Here is a 15,378-nt window from a genome sequence, read left to right as displayed (position 1 = left end):
AATTAAAAGTTAAGATTTTTTATAAGTTTTTTAATAAAAAATCGATAAAATTATATCTTGTTCAATATTTATAATTTTATTTTAGTTAAAGCTATAAAATCTGTAGTGGGTTGTTTTATGATTTACTAAAAAAATAGAAAGATTTTTATACTTTATATTGTTAGTAAAGAGTTTTATTAGTAACTTATCTAAAGTTATGGTCAATTTACCTCTAAGATCTAGTTATTTTGCAGAGGAAGAAATTTTTCCGATTTAAAAGAGTTTTTATTGTATTATTACTTTGTAAAAGTAGGTCAATAATTATTTGATTAAGAATTATTTGTTAGGGAAAGGAAAGATGAAGTTGAAAAAATTTTTTCTCGTACTTTGTCTAGGTGCTAGCCTAGGCGGTTGTGCCTCGGTTGCTGAATTGGCAGGATATAATACGCAGAAGTTAAATGAAATTGGAGCTCAAAGTTATCAAACGATTCGCCAAGAAGAAAAAAGTAATATAGATACTACTTCGGCAACTGCACAAAGAATTAATGCTGTTTATCGTCGTTTAATTCCTTTTGCGAATCAATTAAATCAGACAGGAGTTGCTTTTGATTGGCAATTAACGGTGATTAGAAAAGATGTGCTAAATGCTTTTGTCCTTCCTGGAGGACGAATTGTTTTTTATACAGGACTAATTGAAAAGTTAAAGCTAAATGATAATGAAATAGCTGCGGTTATGGGGCATGAAATGATTCATGCTTTAAATGAACATTCTAAACAAAGAATCGGGCAGCAAGTATTAGTTAGTGGAGCTATTGCGGTTGGAGCGGTGGCGACTGGAACTAATAATAGCTTAGTTACAAGCGGTGCGGGTTATTTAGCGGATTTAGGGTTAGTTAAACCATTTAGCCGAGCAAATGAAACCGAAGCTGATATCGAGGGATTATTTTTAATGGCTCGTGCGGGTTATAATCCTGAATCGGCAATAACCTTATGGCAAAAAATGGAAAAATATAGTGGTAGTTCGAATTTTTCTTTGCTTTCAACTCACCCCTCTGATGAACAAAGATATAAGACTTTAAAAGAGAATTTACCAAAAGCTATGGAACTCTATCAACAAGCACGTAAGAGTTAATAAGAGAAAAGCAAAATAATATAAAATAAAAAAGAGAGCAGGTTTGAATCCTAGCTCTATTTTTTATTAAAACTAATATTAAATGTAATAGGTCAACTTGCAATTATTTAGCTAATAAAGTTTTAATTTTTTCAATAATTTCGTGAATAGTTTCATTATTTGCAGTAGCTGCAGATAATTTATCTAATAAATCTGTAATTTGCTCTTTAGCAATAGGTAAAGCTGGAATAATAGTTTCTAATTTTTCTTTAGCTTGATTAAAGTCTAAATTTTTAATTTGATCTAATAATTGACTAGGATTGCTTAAATCTAAATCTTTTAAATCTTTAGCTGCATTTAAGATGCTTGAAGCTTTGTCAAATAAATTATTAAACATAGATAATTCTCCATATAGTTATATGTTTATAAACCATGGTATATTTTATCTAAATTTTTTGAGAAATAAAAATTTTTTAAAGAAAGAAGACTCCTTGCTGCAAGGAGTCTTCTGTAAATTTATTCTTAGAGGAAGCTTTTATATGGTAATTCTGGCTCATCAGTAAAGATGTCTTCAAAACCACGATAGTGTTGATAATGAATACGATCACGATCTGTAGGGAAAGTAAACTTACCACCTACTTGCCAGAAGAATGGATGGAATTTCCATTGTAAACGTTCTTTTTTGAGTAACCATAATTCTTCGATTTCACGTGGATCAGATTGGAAGTTTGACCAAATATCATGGTGTACAGGAATTACCACTTCAGTACGTAAACACTCTGCTGCACGAAGAACATCTGAAGCAGTTAACTTATCAGTTACCCCACGTGGGTTTTCTCCATAGGCCATAAGTGCTACATCTATATGATGTTCATTACCGTGTTTTGCATAGTAATTTGAGTAGTGAGAGTCTCCAGAGTGATAAATATTTCCACCTGTAGTTTCGAATAAGTAGTTAACTGCACGATCATCCATTTGATCAAGGATAGATTTATCGGTAGAAGATACACCTTGTGGTAAGGTTACTAAAGCCGTACGGTCAAAAGCGTCTAAAACTTTAATTTTTACATCACCTACTTCAATAGTGTCACCTACTTTTGCCACAATACATCTATCTTCAGGAACACCCCAGCCTGTCCATAATTTAACACAAGCTTTTGGACCAATGAATTTTACATGAGATCCGCAGTTTTGCATTACCGCAGCTGCTACGTTCACATCAATGTGATCAGCATGGTCATGCGTAGCCATGATTACATCTACTTCTTTAATCGCAAATGGATCTAATGGGAAAATAGCGGTTCTTAAGTTAGGTTGTAAAGCACGTACTCCTCCCATACGCATCATTTGATGTTGTTTTTTCATGAAAGGATTACGGGTGGTACGTTTACCTGTACCACACCAAAAGTCAACGCAGATGTTAGTATTACCAGCTGTTTTTAGCCAAATACCTACACATCCTAGCCACCACATACTAAAAGTATTAGGTTGTACTTGCTCATCTTCGATTTGTTCATTTAACCAAGTACCCCATTCAGGGAAGGTAGAAAGAATCCAAGATTCGCGGGTGATTTCATTGACTTTACTCATAGTTAGCTCCTTTAAGAGATTAAAATTAAACTAAAATAACGTTAATTCCTTGTGCTTGTAATGAAGCAATTACACGTCGATTAGCTTCTCGTCCTGTGATAACTATGTGAATATTTTTCGCACTTGCAAAAAGAGATCCTATACGTTGTCCTACCTTATCTGAATCAACCAGACAAACTAGTTTTTGTACTTGAGGAATAAATTTTTGCTCGGCAAGCAAGGACAATAAATCATTTTTAAATAATCCTTGCTCAGTTAATCCAGAACCACTAGTAAACATATACTTGCCAGCATAACTCTGAGCACTGGAAGTTTCGTTAGTAATGAAAAGATTACGTTCTGGATAGTATTGGCCACCGATAACTATGGTATTGCCTTGATGTTTTTCAATCAAAAAATTAAGGAGGGGCAAGTAATTGGTTATAACTTGAACGTTTTTCTCAATTAATTCTTGACCTAGCAAAAAAGCCGTAGAGCCACAATTAATAATAATTGAATCATTATCTTGGCAAAGGCTTGCCGCAGCCTTGGCAATTCTTACTTTTTCGTCATAATTATTTGCATCTATAACGTTAAAGCTATTCCAATCTTGTTGTCCTTTAACTTTATATTTTGATAAACATTGACAACCATTGCGAACGCGCATTAGTCGACCTTCTTTATCTAAAGAGTTGATGTATCTACGTGCAGTTACTTCAGCAACCTCAAGAAATTCTGCCACTTGAGTCACTGACATTACTTTACGTTTATTAAGCTCATCGACTAACTGTTCTTGTTTAATTTGTTTATTTATAAGTCCATTATCGTCGATCATTTTTTATTTTACAGATCCAAAGATTTATACATCTGGTAAGGTTCATACATATGATAATTCATTTAATTACTAAAAGTGTGATTATAAATCTTAGTTTTGATTGCGCAAGAACAAAAAAAGCTTTCCTTTATGCCGTTTTTTGTGATTTTACGGGGTTATCTTTTTTTGGGTAAGATTTATAAAGTGTGAATTAAAACATATATTAACCATAAAATAATTGTGGTTAATATCAAAATAGGTAGGAAATTAGGGAAATTATCTAGGGTTTTAAAGGTTGATGAGATTTTTTAAGTAATAAATAGGAGTATTTTTTCTAAAAAATTAAAGTTTGTAATACCTAAAATAAAAGAGGGTGATTACTTTTGATTATTTGTGTTTTTCTTGTGATCACTTTTGATAATTGATCAAAAAAAGGCATAAAAATTGACTTTGAATGGGAGAAAAAAGTTGTCACCAGTCTCAATTTAGCAAAATTGTTTTGAGAATGTAAAAAATCCCTTTCTGCATGCATTATTATAGAGATAGAAATTTTGGATAGTATGGTTCATTAATTAGATTTATACAATTGGCTAAGGTTCATAGTTAAATGTCTATATTCTTTTTAAAAGGATATTAGATGGCGGTAGTAATATGCTTAAATTTAAGCATTTCCATGAGGAAAGTATATGGACTTTCTATTTAATATTTTCTATATCTTTTATAACCAAGTAATGACAAAGGCGCCATTACTTTTAGGTTTAGTAACCATGATAGGTTACATCCTCTTAAGAAAAGACGCTACTACGGTTATTAAAGGAACTATAAAAACCATAGTTGGTTTTATGCTAGTACAGTTAGGAGCAGGAGCTTTAACTTCTAGCTTTAAACCAGTAATTGAAAAGCTTTCTGAATATCACAATTTAGAAGGATCTGTAATTGACCCTTACACCACCCTAATTGCCACTATGGATGCCATGGGTGATGATTACTCTTGGGTAGGTTATACCGTTCTTATTGCTTTAGGCTTAAATATTCTGTTAGTGGCTTTTAGACGCTTTACAGGTATTCGAACTATCATGCTTACCGGACATATTATGTTCCAACAAGCAGGTTTAGTTGTAGTGTTCTATTTTGCAATGGGTTCTTCAATGATTGAAGCCATTGTTTATAGTTCAGTGCTAATAGCTTTATATTGGGCAATTTCTTCTAACATTATGTACAAACCTACGCAAGCGGTTACTGGTGGTGCAGGTTTCTCAATTGGTCACCAACAACAGGTTGCGTCTTATATAGCTGTTAAAGTCGCTCCTAAAGTAGGTAATGCTGAGCATACGGTAGATAACTTAAAACTACCAAGATGGTTAAATGTTTTCCATGATAGTATTTCGGCAACTACTTTAGTAATGACCTTATTCTTCGGAATTATTTTATTATCATTTGGTATTGATCGCCTCCAAGAAATGGCAGGAAAAACCAATTGGGTAATTTATATCTTTGAAACAGGGTTAAAATTTGCCGTAGCCATCCAAGTAATTGTTATGGGTGTGCGTATGTTCGTTGCTGAGCTTTCAGAAGCGTTTAAAGGTATTTCAGAAAGAATCATTCCTAATGCGGTTTTAGCAATTGATTGTGCTGCTATCTATGCTTACTCTCCAAATGCAATGGTATTTGGTTTTATCTGGGGTGCTTTAGGTCAATTCTTAGCGGTAGGAATCCTTTTCCTCTTTAATGCACCAATTCTTGTAATTCCAGGATTTATTCCAATGTTCTTCTCGAATGCAACTATTGGGGTATTTGCAAATAAATTTGGTGGTTGGAAAGCGGTAATTGTTTGCTGTTTCACTTTCGGTATTATTGAAGTTTTAGGTTCTGCTTGGGCAATTCATTTAATTTCAGAATATGGCATTAAATTTAATGCTTGGATGGGAATGGCAGACTGGGCATTAGTATTCCCTGTACTCTTCCAAGGTTTATCAATTAGTAAACTCTTCTTCTGGGTAGTAGTAATCCTTGCTGTAGTATACATGTTCTTCGCTTCTCGCAACTTAAGAGCTGCTGAAGCTTTAGCAAAAGAAAAAGGATTAACTCTAGATCAATTAGATGGTTATGGAGTTGAAGAAGATACAGCTCCTGCAGAAGAAGCAACACTAGCTACAACAGATGCGAGTGTAAAACCTATACGTATTCTCGCAGTATGTGGAAATGGTCAAGGTTCATCAATGATGCTTAAAATGAAAATTAAAGCTTATCTTGATAAACGTGGCATTCCAAATGTAATGGATTCATGTGCAATCTCTGATTATAAATCTAAATTACAAAATACCGACATCATTGTAAGTTCGAAACACTTATCTGATGAAATGGAAGTTCCTGACAGTAAAGCAGTGTTAGGGGTACAAAATATGTTGAATCCAGCAAGCTTCGGTGATGAATTAATCGAGTTAATCAATAAATTTCAAAGTAAAAAATAAATTCAAATAATTCCTTAAGAGGCTTTAAGCCTCTTAAGGGGTCTCCTAGGAGAAAAATATGTCAGTTAATTTAAAAGATTCTCTTATTCAAAATAAATCTGTTCTTTTAAATCAAAAAGCAGCAACTTGGGAAGAGGCTGTAAAAATTGGTACGGATCTATTAGAGAAAACTGGAGCAATTACAGAGAACTATTATAAAACTATTGTTGAAAGTGTAAAAAAACATGGTCCATATTTTATTCTCTGTCCAGGCTTAGCTATGCCTCATGCTCGTCCTGAAGATGGGGTTAATTTCACCGCATTTGCGATAGTGACTCTAGTTGAACCGGTAGTATTTGAAGATGGTTCTGAAGCAGATGTGTTCTTTACTTTAGCGGGAGCTGATTCTACAAGTCATGGATATGCTTTAACTCAGTTAATGCAAATTATCGATGATGAAGATTCACCTGAAGGCGTAGATTTAGTTCGCTTCCGTAACTGCCAAAGTCTAGAAGACGTGGTAAAAGTAATCGAAATTTATGGTGATGTAGACGCATACGCTCAAGCATAGGATAGAATCATGACAAATAAACCTTTATTACAAATTGCTTTAGACTCTTTAAACTTAGAACAAGCTCGTGAAACTGCAAATAAAGTGGCTTCATTTGTTGATATTATTGAGGTAGGAACAATTCTTGCCTTTGCTGAAGGAATGAAAGCAGTTGAAACAATTCGTAAAGAGCATCCTAATCATACGGTAGTTTGTGATTTAAAAACTACAGATGGTGGAGCAATTTTAGCAAAAATGGCATTTACTGCTGGAGCTGATTGGTTAACTGTTTCTGCAGCTGCGCATATTGCTACGATTGAGGCATGTAAAAAAGTAGCAGACGAATTTGGGCGTGAAATTCAAATCGAGATCTATGGTAATTGGACCTATGAAGATGCTAAAGCTTGGGTAGATCTAGGTATTACACAGGCAATTTATCACCGTTCTCGCGATGCTGAACTAGCTGGTCGTGGTTGGGAAGAGGAAGACTTAGTAAAAATGCGTACTCTTTCTGATTTAGGATTAGAATTATCTATTACCGGCGGAATTGTACCTGAAGATATTCACTTATTTAAAGGAATCAAGGCTAAAGCGTTTATTGCAGGGCGTGCTTTAGCGAAAGAAAATGGTGAGCAAACTGCACAAGCAATTCGTGAGCAAATCGATCTGTACTGGTAAGAGGTAGCTTATGCAAAAGGTTACTATAGGTATTTATGAAAAAGCTCTACCAAAAGATTTAACTTGGCGTCAAAGATTAGAACTAGTTAAAGAATTAGGTTACGACTATATTGAAATTTCAATTGATGAAACCGATGAGCGTCTCCAACGTTTAAATTGGGATCTTGAAACAAGAAAACAATTAAAACTGGATATGTTAGATTTAGGGGTTGATATACGTAGTATGTGCCTCTCGGGTCACCGTCGTTTTCCTTTTGGTAGTCATAACCCCGAAACTCGAGTGGAAGCTAAAGAAATTATGCGTAAAGCAATTCAATTAGCCGTAGATCTTGGGATTAGAAATATTCAGCTTGCTGGTTATGATGTGTATTATGAAGAGCAAGATGAGCATACTCTAGAGTTCTTTAAAGAAGGAATGTTATGGGCTGCTGAATTAGCTGCTAAACACCAGGTAATGCTTTCGGTAGAAATTATGGATACTGAGTTTATGAGTTCGATTACTCGTTGGTTAGAGTATCAAGAACTGGTAAATAATCCATGGTTCTGTGTCTATCCGGATCTAGGAAATCTTTCAGCTTGGGGTAATGATATTGCTGAAGAACTGCGTAAAGGACTTCCATACATTACAGCAATTCACTTAAAAGACACTTATGCTGTAACTAAAGATTTTCCTGGACAATTTAGAGATGTTCCTTTTGGACAAGGTTGTGTTGACTTTGTACAGGCGTTTAAAATCCTAAAAGATTTAAACTACAAAGGAGCATTCCTTATTGAAATGTGGACAGAGAAGTCTCCTGAGCCAAGAAAAGAATTAGTGCAAGCTAAAGAGTGGATTCTTGAGCAAATGCGTTTAGCTCAATTTATTGAGGAGTAAAGATGTTAGAAGAATTAAAAGAAAAAGTCCTCAAAGCTAACAAGATGCTTCCTAAGTATAATCTAGTAACTTTTACTTGGGGCAACGTAAGTGAAATTGATCGCAACTTAGGGTTAGTGGTAATTAAACCTTCCGGGGTTGAGTATGATGATATGACTGCTGATGATATGGTCGTAGTTGATCTTGAAACTGGTAAAGTAGTAGAGGGAAGATTAAAACCATCATCAGATACCCCAACTCACTTAGAAATTTATCGACAGTTTCCTGAGGTTGGTGGAGTTGTACATACACATTCGCGTAATGCGACCACTTGGGCTCAAGCTGGCTGTGACATAGTTCCTTTAGGAACTACTCATGCCGATTATTTTTACGGGACTATTCCTTGTACACGTCGTATGACTACGAGCGAAATTCAAGGTGAATATGAATTAGAAACTGGAAAGGTAATTGTTGAAACTTTCCGTAGTCGTGGTATTGACCCTAATATGGTGCCTGGAGTTTTAGTAGCTTCTCATGGTCCATTTGTTTGGGGTAAAGATTGTTTAGAAGCAGTGCATAATGCAGTAGTGTTAGAAGAAGTAGCTTTAATGAATTTTAATTCTTTAATTATTTCTCCGAACGCTCAAGACATGCAACAAGTACTGATTGATAAACATTTCCTACGTAAGCATGGTAAGAATGCTTACTATGGACAAAATAACTAATTAAAGTAAACGAGAATGAAAAGTTAAGTAGATTTAAGCAATTAAATCTACTTTTTTATTTGTTATTAAAATTTGAAGTGGCATGATCTTCAAAAGTTGAAGTAGAAGTGGATATTTTTGATATTTAAAGTTTAGTAGCACCTTACTTTAAGCTAAAGTTGCTTACGGTAGATTTTATTCTTAATTTTTAGTAACTAACTTAAATATTATTTCATTTAGGGTTCTAAAAAGTTTACCAAAAAATTTAAAATTTTGTTATAATGGTGCGTGTTTATTTTGTACTAAATTATCTTAAGCAAGTTTTTAAGAGGTAAACTTCTTTAAAATGAATAGAATAAATTGATTTTTTCTTCCTTACTTGCCCTAGGGTTTTAGGTTTTTTGCTAAAACTTTCTTTAGAGGACAGGGAGGCAGAAAAATAAGATTTATACCACAGAGGTGGTTAGATTTATTGCAAAATAAGGGAATAATGAAATAGGAATGTGAGATTAATGTTTCGTAGGTTTGTAGTTACAGCATAATCTCTCTATCTCAAAGGAATATCTTAAGATGTCAAATATTAAAATTACTCTACCTGATGGTTCTGTAAAAGAATTTTCAGCTCCAACTACATTAGCTGAAGTAGCAAAATCAATTAGCAATAGTTTATATAAAAATGCAATTTGTGGTCGTGTAAATGGTGAATTAAGAGATTTAGTAGATCCAATCACCAGTGACGCTGAAGTAGTTATCTATACGGGCAAAGATCCTGAAGGTTTAGAAGTAATTCGTCACTCTTGTGCTCACTTACTAGGTCATGCGATTAAACAATTATATCCAGACGTGAAAATGGCAATTGGACCAGTAATTGACAAAGGTTTTTATTATGACGTGCAAATAGACCATGCGTTAACTGATGAAGAGTTAGCTGCATTAGAAGCACGCATGAAAGAATTAGCGGCTACTAAATATGATGTAGTTAAAGAAAATGTTTCATGGCAAGAAGCTTATGATACATTTAAAAAACGTGGTGAAAACTTTAAAATGGAAATCTTAGAGGACAATGTCCCTAAAGATTCTCGTCCAGCGTTATATCACCATGAAGAATACATTGATATGTGTCGTGGACCGCACGTACCAAATATGCGTTTTTGTGAACACTTCAAAATCATGAAAACTTCTGGTTCTTACTGGAGAGGAGATGCTAAAGGTATTCCTTTACAACGTATTTATGGTACTGCGTGGGCTGATAAAAAATCATTAAATGAATACTTAGCACACTTAGAAGAAGCTGCTAAACGTGACCACCGTAAAATTGGTAAAGCTTTAGATCTTTTCCACTTACAAGAAGAAGGTCCAGGTTTAATCTTCTGGCACAATGATGGTTATACTATTTTCCGCTCAATTGAAAACTTCATTCGTGAAAAATTACAAGAGCATAACTATCAAGAAGTAAAAGCTCCAATTATCCTAGATAAAAGCTTATGGGAAAAAACAGGGCACTGGGATAACTATCGTGAAAATATGTTCACTACTTCATCAGAAAATCGTGATTATGCGATTAAGCCAATGAACTGTCCTGGACATATTATGATCTTTAAACAAGGTTTAAAATCATACCGTAATTTACCGATTAGAATGGCTGAGTTTGGTTCATGTCACCGTAATGAGCCATCAGGTTCTTTAAGCGGAATTATGCGTGTACGTGGCTTTACGCAAGACGATGCTCATATTTTCTGTACTCAAGACCAAATCCAAGAAGAAGTACAAGGATGTATTAGTTTAATTCGTGAAATTTACAAAGTATTTGGCTTTGATGAATCTAAATTCGAAATTAAATTATCAACTCGTCCTGAAAAACGTATTGGTGATGAAGCTACTTGGGATTACGCAGAACAAGCTCTTGCAAATGCAATTACTGCGAGTGGTTTAACTTTTGAGTATCAACCAGGTGAAGGTGCTTTCTATGGTCCAAAAATTGAAGTTACAATTTATGACTCATTAGATCGTGCATGGCAGTGTGGTACAGTGCAAGTAGACTTCTTTATGCCACAACGTCTAGATGCAACTTACATTGATGAAGATGGTGAGAAAAAACATCCAATTATGATTCACCGTGCTTGTGTAGGTTCTCTTGAACGTTTTATCGGAATTCTTATCGAGCAGTACATAGGTTCATTCCCTGCATGGTGTGCTCCTACGCAAGCTGCAATTTTAAATATTTCAAGTGCTCAAGAAGAATACGCATGTGAAGTATATGCGAAATTAAGAGCTGCAGGTATTCGTACGAAATTAGATTTACGTAACGAAAAAGTAGGCTTTAAAGTTCGTGAGCAAACAATTAAACGTGTACCATACATTTTAGTATGTGGTGACCAAGAAGTTGCAAATGGTACAATTTCTGTACGTACTCGTACAGGTAAAGATTTAGGAACATTTAAAGTGGACGACTTTGTAGCTCAATTACAAAATGAAATCGCTACACGTTCATTAGTGTCTTTTAGCGAATCGGAGAAATAATTATTAAAGCTAATAATAATCGTAGACAAAATAATACTAAGCCTAATCGTATTAACCGTGAAATCCGTGCCAAAGAAGTACGTGTAACCGATACTGAAGGTAAACAATTAGGCATTATGTCTCTTCGTGAAGCTCTTGAATTAGCAGAAGAAAGAGATTTAGATCTTGTGGAAATTAGTCCAACTGCAAACCCTCCAGTTTGTAAAATTATGGACTACGGTAAATTCCTTTACGAAAAACAAAAAGCACAAAAAGAACAAAAGAAAAAACAAAAAGTTGTGCAAGTGAAGGAAATTAAATTCCGCCCAGGTACCGATGAAGGGGATTATCAGGTAAAATTACGCAACCTGATCCGCTTTTTCGAAGACGGTGACAAAGCTAAAATTTCGATCCGTTTCCGTGGACGTGAAATCGTTCACGTAGACCTTGGTGTTCGCTTAATGGATCGTCTAAAAGAAGATTTAAAAGACTACGCTGTAGTTGAATCATCTTCTGGTAAAAAAGTAGACGGTCGCCAATTAGTGATGACCATGGCTCCTATTAAGAAGAAAAGCTAAGGTTTAAGTATTAATACTAAATAGGTAAGAGGCTTATTTAAGTTAATCACCTTACTTTTCATGTAGACAATGCGTAATTAACAACAATTTTGGAAATAATCATGCCAAAAATTAAAACAGTACGTGGCGCTGCTAAGCGTTTCAAACAAACTGGTTCAGGCCGTTTTAAACGTAAACAATCACACCTTCGCCATATCTTAACTAAAAAATCTCCTAAACGTAAACGTCAATTACGTAATAAATGTTTAGTTGCGAAAGCAGATCAGGTTTTAGTTGTAGCGTGTCTTCCATACGCAAGATAATTTTTGAAGAGGTGAATAAATGGCTCGTGTAAAACGTGGTGTAGTGGCGAGAGCTCGTCACAAGAAAGTATTAAAAGCAGCTAAAGGTTACTATGGTGCTCGTAGCCGTGTATACCGTGTTGCTTATCAAGCAGTAATTAAAGCTGGTCAATATGCATACCGTGACCGTCGTCAGAAAAAACGTCAATTCCGTCAATTATGGATTGCTCGTATTAACGCTGCGGCTCGTTTCAACGGTTTATCATACAGCCAATTCATTAACGGTCTTAAAAAATCTCACATTGAGATCGATCGTAAAGTATTAGCTGATATCGCAGTATACGATCAAGCTACTTTCTCTGCTTTAGTTGCTAAAGTAAAAGAAGCTCTATAATATTACTGATTGATATTATAAAATTTAAGACTAGCACTAAGATGGTGCTAGTCTTCTTTCGTTTAAGAAAGCTTGGGAACATTCCCAAGCTTTTTTGCTTAAAAAATTTGTGTAAAAACTTTAAGTTGGTAGGTTTGTTCTTCGAGGGTACAAACCTCTTGTCCTTGTTTAAGTTGGGAGAATAAGGTTAACCAACGTTGACGATTTTCTTCTTGGAATTGAGAGCGAATTGCTTCTTGGGCAAGAGCTGAGCTTAAGCTCTGAGCTTTCTCTTCTTGAAGAGTTAAATTTAAAGCAAGAATTTGTCCAAGAGCATAAATTATTTTAAAGTAGTCATCAAGATCGAAATGCAATAATTGTTGTTCAATTTCACTCCTTGTCTCCATACGCAGTAAACTATTGGCTAGTAGTGGATAGCTTAGGAGTAAATTTAAAGCTAAGAAGAGATTATTTCCTTGACAGATTTTACCAAGACGCAATTTATCTAAGTATAAATCAAAGAAAGTTTGCTCAATTTTTGGAAAAGCTTGTTCTGGTTGCAAAATATTTAAACTTAAAGCAATAAGAAAGGCATTAGTTTGCAAGAGCTTTTCGAGTTTAATTCTTTCGTTTTTACTAAGTTGATTAATAAATAAGGCTCCGATAAAGTTAGGCGTTTGCCAAAAATCCCATAGTGATTGCCATTGTTGAGGATTTAGGACAAAATTATTAACTTTTGCTTGTTGCCAATAATCATTGAAACACAGATATAAACACAAGTAAATGAAGTTATCTTTAGAGACAACTAAAGAGGTTGGTAGCTCATGTTCTAAATCTTCAATAGTATTGGTTTTAAAGTATGCTTGATAGTAATTTTTTAAGTTAAATTCTTTTTGCCATTGCCCGATACTTATATTTGGCTGTTTATTACTTTTAAATAATTGTTCGGGAGGAGCTGGAATATAACTTGCGGTTAAAAAATTACTTTCAAGTAAAGCTGGAAAAAACTCACTAAAGACTTTGTCTGCCTTAAGAATAGCGTTTAATTCTTTACGGGTACTTGGTTTTTCTTGAAATAAGCTTAAGTAGTCTTCTCGGGAAAGTTTAGAACTAACTTCTTGAAGAATCTTTGGATCTAAACGAAACAGTTTAGTTGCTTGAAAGCGCAAACCACGGATAAATCTTAAAGGGTCTTGCCAAAAGGTTTGATTAATTGCTCGTAGAAACGGTAGATTTTTATAACTACCATCTCCAAGGTCTTTAAGTCCTAAGTTGGTGGGATCAAGAATTTTTTCTCTTTGCTCTCTAATTTTTTCTCCTGTAAGATTAATTTCTTGATCTAAATCTTGAGCTACAGGTAAGTAGAGAGCGTTAATGGTAAAGTCTCGTCTTTGACAATCTTGAACTAGATTTATATTAGTGGTATTGAAGATAAAACCACCATAACCTTGTCCTACCTTTTCTTCTGTACGAGCGAGGGCATATTCGCATCCTGTACTTTTACGGATAAATACCGGAAAGTTATCTGCAACTTGCTGATAATCAGGATGCTGTTGTAAAAGTTCAATACTTGCTCCCGTAATTACATAATCATATTCATGAGGTTCTAGATTTAAGAGGGCATCTCTTATTGCACCACCAACTAGGTAGATTTGAATTTTTTGCATAGTTAACAACCAATAATTGAAAAAGAGGTAGCAACTACCTCTTTTATTTTTTCTCTTCTTTTAATGGCGTATAAATATTATTATCATCGAGTCCAATATTTAATTGGCTAAAGAGATATTCAGAATGTTCAAATTCTTCAATAGTATCTATATCTACCGAAAGATGATGGTTAATATAAGGATAAGCATTTTCATCAAGTAAAACCCCATTAAGGATATTCTTTGTTGAAGAAATGTAAATTACGCCATCTTCAAAATATAGAGGCTCGAGATCTTGAGATCTTTGTCCAATTTGATAGTTCCAAGGAATATATTTGTTGTCAATAATTTTTCCTAATTTAGCAAAGCTACGCGTTACCGAGAAAAGACTTTGTAAGTTTAATGAGTCTTGTATATAAATTTGCCAAACATTTTTTAGTAGATCTCGCTCACGTAAAGGATTAGTAGCTTGTAATAAAATTACATCGGTAATACTTGGATCATTGAGTTGTAAGAGAGCGTCGGTTAATACTGGCAAAGTTGGTGAAGTATCAAGAGCTAGCTCGTCAGGACGTTTAATTACCTTAGCTCCAAATGCTTGTGAAACTTGGGCAATTTCTTCGTTATCAGTAGATACGTATACTTCTGTAACTATTTCGGGAAAGAGTTTAGCATATAAAATCGAATGAGCGACTAAAGGAAGCCCATTTAGATCTCGAATGTTTTTTCCTGGTAAACGCTTGGAGTTGCCACGTACAGGAATAATAACTATAGCTTTACGTTCTGTCATTTATATTTTTCTCTTGGGGTAAATATTACTTTAATTATATCTAATTTTATGAAGCTAGAGAGGATTAAAAATTGTCTAGAGATTTAGTCTAGAGCTTTATTACTTAAAAATCAAAAGCATTGAAAAATAACCTTACTTTAATTAAGGTTATTTAAATAAATTTTTATAGGGTTTAGAGATTTTTTATCTTTATAAAAAATAAAAAGTGCAAGTGTGTTTGTGTATTTTTGTTCAATAAATGTTGAGTTTTTATCTTGTGATCTAGAGTCTATACAAAGTAAAAATCACCTTGAATCACAAGAGTTTAGTTTCTTGTTATTATCGATATTAAGTTATTGATAATTATTATTTTTATTTTAAAGTGGTTGGGTAATTTAGACATAAATCTTTAAGGAATTTAAAAAGATGGAAGCTGGTATTTTTTGCCTCTCAAAATTATGCTGATATTGAAAGTCAAATAAAATTTCTAAAGATATTTATATAGTGATTTGGCTATTTTAAAT

15 protein-coding genes are annotated in these 15,378 nt (G+C 34.1%); 10 read left to right on the top strand and 5 right to left on the bottom strand.

All coding sequences use genetic code 11. The features are described from left to right. Positions 1–337: 337 nt before the first annotated feature. Positions 338–1,111: a M48 family metallopeptidase gene (locus CKF59_RS03800; RefSeq protein ID WP_119534653.1), complete on the top strand. Its 774-nt coding sequence runs from the start codon at positions 338–340 to the stop codon at positions 1,109–1,111. A gap of 103 nt (positions 1,112–1,214) precedes the next feature. On the opposite strand, the gene CKF59_RS03795 is transcribed toward CKF59_RS03800, so the two are convergent. The 3 genes from CKF59_RS03795 to ulaR form a co-directional block, all read right to left on the bottom strand. After that, positions 1,215–1,487 carry a hypothetical protein gene (locus tag CKF59_RS03795; protein ID WP_119534652.1) on the bottom strand — a complete coding sequence of 91 codons (273 nt, stop codon included), beginning with the start codon at positions 1,485–1,487 and terminating at the stop codon, positions 1,215–1,217. Between the two features lie 125 nt (positions 1,488–1,612). Next, complete coding sequence (gene ulaG, locus CKF59_RS03790; RefSeq protein ID WP_119534651.1) at positions 1,613–2,680, bottom strand: L-ascorbate 6-phosphate lactonase; 1,068 nt, start codon at positions 2,678–2,680, stop codon at positions 1,613–1,615. Positions 2,681–2,705: 25 nt separating this feature from the next. Then, on the bottom strand, positions 2,706–3,494 hold the full coding sequence (gene ulaR / locus CKF59_RS03785) for an HTH-type transcriptional regulator UlaR (protein ID WP_119534650.1): 789 nt from the start codon (positions 3,492–3,494) through the stop codon (positions 2,706–2,708). 665 nt (positions 3,495–4,159) lie between these two features. Between ulaR and CKF59_RS03780 the strand changes: the two genes are divergently transcribed. From CKF59_RS03780 to rplT, 9 genes are all read left to right on the top strand, one after another. After that, positions 4,160–5,944, top strand: a complete 1,785-nt coding sequence (locus tag CKF59_RS03780; protein WP_119534649.1) for a PTS ascorbate-specific subunit IIBC — start codon at positions 4,160–4,162, stop codon at positions 5,942–5,944. Between the two features lie 58 nt (positions 5,945–6,002). Beyond that, entirely contained in the window at positions 6,003–6,494 is a 492-nt protein-coding gene (locus tag CKF59_RS03775) for a PTS sugar transporter subunit IIA (RefSeq protein WP_119534648.1), read from the top strand. 9 nt (positions 6,495–6,503) lie between these two features. Then, positions 6,504–7,151: a 3-keto-L-gulonate-6-phosphate decarboxylase UlaD gene (locus CKF59_RS03770; protein ID WP_119534647.1), complete on the top strand. Its 648-nt coding sequence runs from the start codon at positions 6,504–6,506 to the stop codon at positions 7,149–7,151. A gap of 10 nt (positions 7,152–7,161) precedes the next feature. Continuing rightward, positions 7,162–8,025, top strand: coding sequence for an L-ribulose-5-phosphate 3-epimerase (locus CKF59_RS03765; protein WP_119534646.1), 864 nt, complete (start codon positions 7,162–7,164; stop codon positions 8,023–8,025). Positions 8,026–8,027: 2 nt separating this feature from the next. Continuing rightward, the gene (gene araD / locus CKF59_RS03760; RefSeq protein ID WP_119534645.1) at positions 8,028–8,729 is read left to right on the top strand and encodes an L-ribulose-5-phosphate 4-epimerase; all 702 of its coding nucleotides are present in this window, start codon (positions 8,028–8,030) and stop codon (positions 8,727–8,729) included. Positions 8,730–9,278: 549 nt separating this feature from the next. Further along, positions 9,279–11,228, top strand: coding sequence for a threonine--tRNA ligase (gene thrS, locus CKF59_RS03755; protein ID WP_119534644.1), 1,950 nt, complete (start codon positions 9,279–9,281; stop codon positions 11,226–11,228). Then, positions 11,216–11,785, top strand: coding sequence for a translation initiation factor IF-3 (gene infC, locus CKF59_RS03750; RefSeq protein ID WP_425451162.1), 570 nt, complete (start codon positions 11,216–11,218; stop codon positions 11,783–11,785). Before thrS ends, infC begins: the two co-directional genes overlap by 13 nt. 101 nt (positions 11,786–11,886) lie before the next feature. Beyond that, a complete protein-coding gene (gene rpmI, locus CKF59_RS03745; RefSeq protein ID WP_119524855.1) occupies positions 11,887–12,087 on the top strand; it encodes a 50S ribosomal protein L35 in 201 nt (66 codons plus the stop codon). 19 nt (positions 12,088–12,106) lie between these two features. Next, positions 12,107–12,460: a 50S ribosomal protein L20 gene (gene rplT / locus CKF59_RS03740; protein WP_119497133.1), complete on the top strand. Its 354-nt coding sequence runs from the start codon at positions 12,107–12,109 to the stop codon at positions 12,458–12,460. Between the two features lie 98 nt (positions 12,461–12,558). Here rplT and CKF59_RS03735 read toward each other — a convergent pair whose 3' ends face one another. Together CKF59_RS03735 and CKF59_RS03730 are read right to left on the bottom strand one after the other, a co-directional pair. Next, positions 12,559–14,106, bottom strand: coding sequence for a hypothetical protein (locus CKF59_RS03735; protein ID WP_119534642.1), 1,548 nt, complete (start codon positions 14,104–14,106; stop codon positions 12,559–12,561). A gap of 43 nt (positions 14,107–14,149) precedes the next feature. Beyond that, on the bottom strand, positions 14,150–14,875 hold the full coding sequence (locus CKF59_RS03730; RefSeq protein WP_119534641.1) for an acylneuraminate cytidylyltransferase family protein: 726 nt from the start codon (positions 14,873–14,875) through the stop codon (positions 14,150–14,152). Positions 14,876–15,378 lie beyond the last annotated feature (503 nt).

The organism is Psittacicella gerlachiana, from assembly GCF_003585965.1.
In the GTDB taxonomy this organism is placed as follows: domain Bacteria; phylum Pseudomonadota; class Gammaproteobacteria; order Enterobacterales; family Psittacicellaceae; genus Psittacicella; species Psittacicella gerlachiana.
Note: the sequence above shows the minus strand (reverse complement) of the source record. Positions and strands in the feature narration are given on the sequence as shown.

Bases quoted from the DNA above. Each gene is read 5' to 3' on its own strand.
- ulaG (WP_119534651.1), bottom strand. From the start codon at position 2,680: ATGAGTAAAGTCAATGAAATCACCCGCGAATCTTGGATTCTTTCTACC.
- CKF59_RS03795 (WP_119534652.1), bottom strand. From the start codon at position 1,487: ATGTTTAATAATTTATTTGACAAAGCTTCAAGCATCTTAAATGCAGCT.
- CKF59_RS03730 (WP_119534641.1), bottom strand. From the start codon at position 14,875: ATGACAGAACGTAAAGCTATAGTTATTATTCCTGTACGTGGCAACTCC.
- CKF59_RS03800 (WP_119534653.1), top strand. From the start codon at position 338: ATGAAGTTGAAAAAATTTTTTCTCGTACTTTGTCTAGGTGCTAGCCTA.
- CKF59_RS03735 (WP_119534642.1), bottom strand. From the start codon at position 14,106: ATGCAAAAAATTCAAATCTACCTAGTTGGTGGTGCAATAAGAGATGCC.
- CKF59_RS03770 (WP_119534647.1), top strand. From the start codon at position 6,504: ATGACAAATAAACCTTTATTACAAATTGCTTTAGACTCTTTAAACTTA.
- rplT (WP_119497133.1), top strand. From the start codon at position 12,107: ATGGCTCGTGTAAAACGTGGTGTAGTGGCGAGAGCTCGTCACAAGAAA.
- ulaR (WP_119534650.1), bottom strand. From the start codon at position 3,494: ATGATCGACGATAATGGACTTATAAATAAACAAATTAAACAAGAACAG.
- CKF59_RS03765 (WP_119534646.1), top strand. From the start codon at position 7,162: ATGCAAAAGGTTACTATAGGTATTTATGAAAAAGCTCTACCAAAAGAT.
- rpmI (WP_119524855.1), top strand. From the start codon at position 11,887: ATGCCAAAAATTAAAACAGTACGTGGCGCTGCTAAGCGTTTCAAACAA.
- CKF59_RS03775 (WP_119534648.1), top strand. From the start codon at position 6,003: ATGTCAGTTAATTTAAAAGATTCTCTTATTCAAAATAAATCTGTTCTT.
- CKF59_RS03780 (WP_119534649.1), top strand. From the start codon at position 4,160: ATGGACTTTCTATTTAATATTTTCTATATCTTTTATAACCAAGTAATG.
- araD (WP_119534645.1), top strand. From the start codon at position 8,028: ATGTTAGAAGAATTAAAAGAAAAAGTCCTCAAAGCTAACAAGATGCTT.
- thrS (WP_119534644.1), top strand. From the start codon at position 9,279: ATGTCAAATATTAAAATTACTCTACCTGATGGTTCTGTAAAAGAATTT.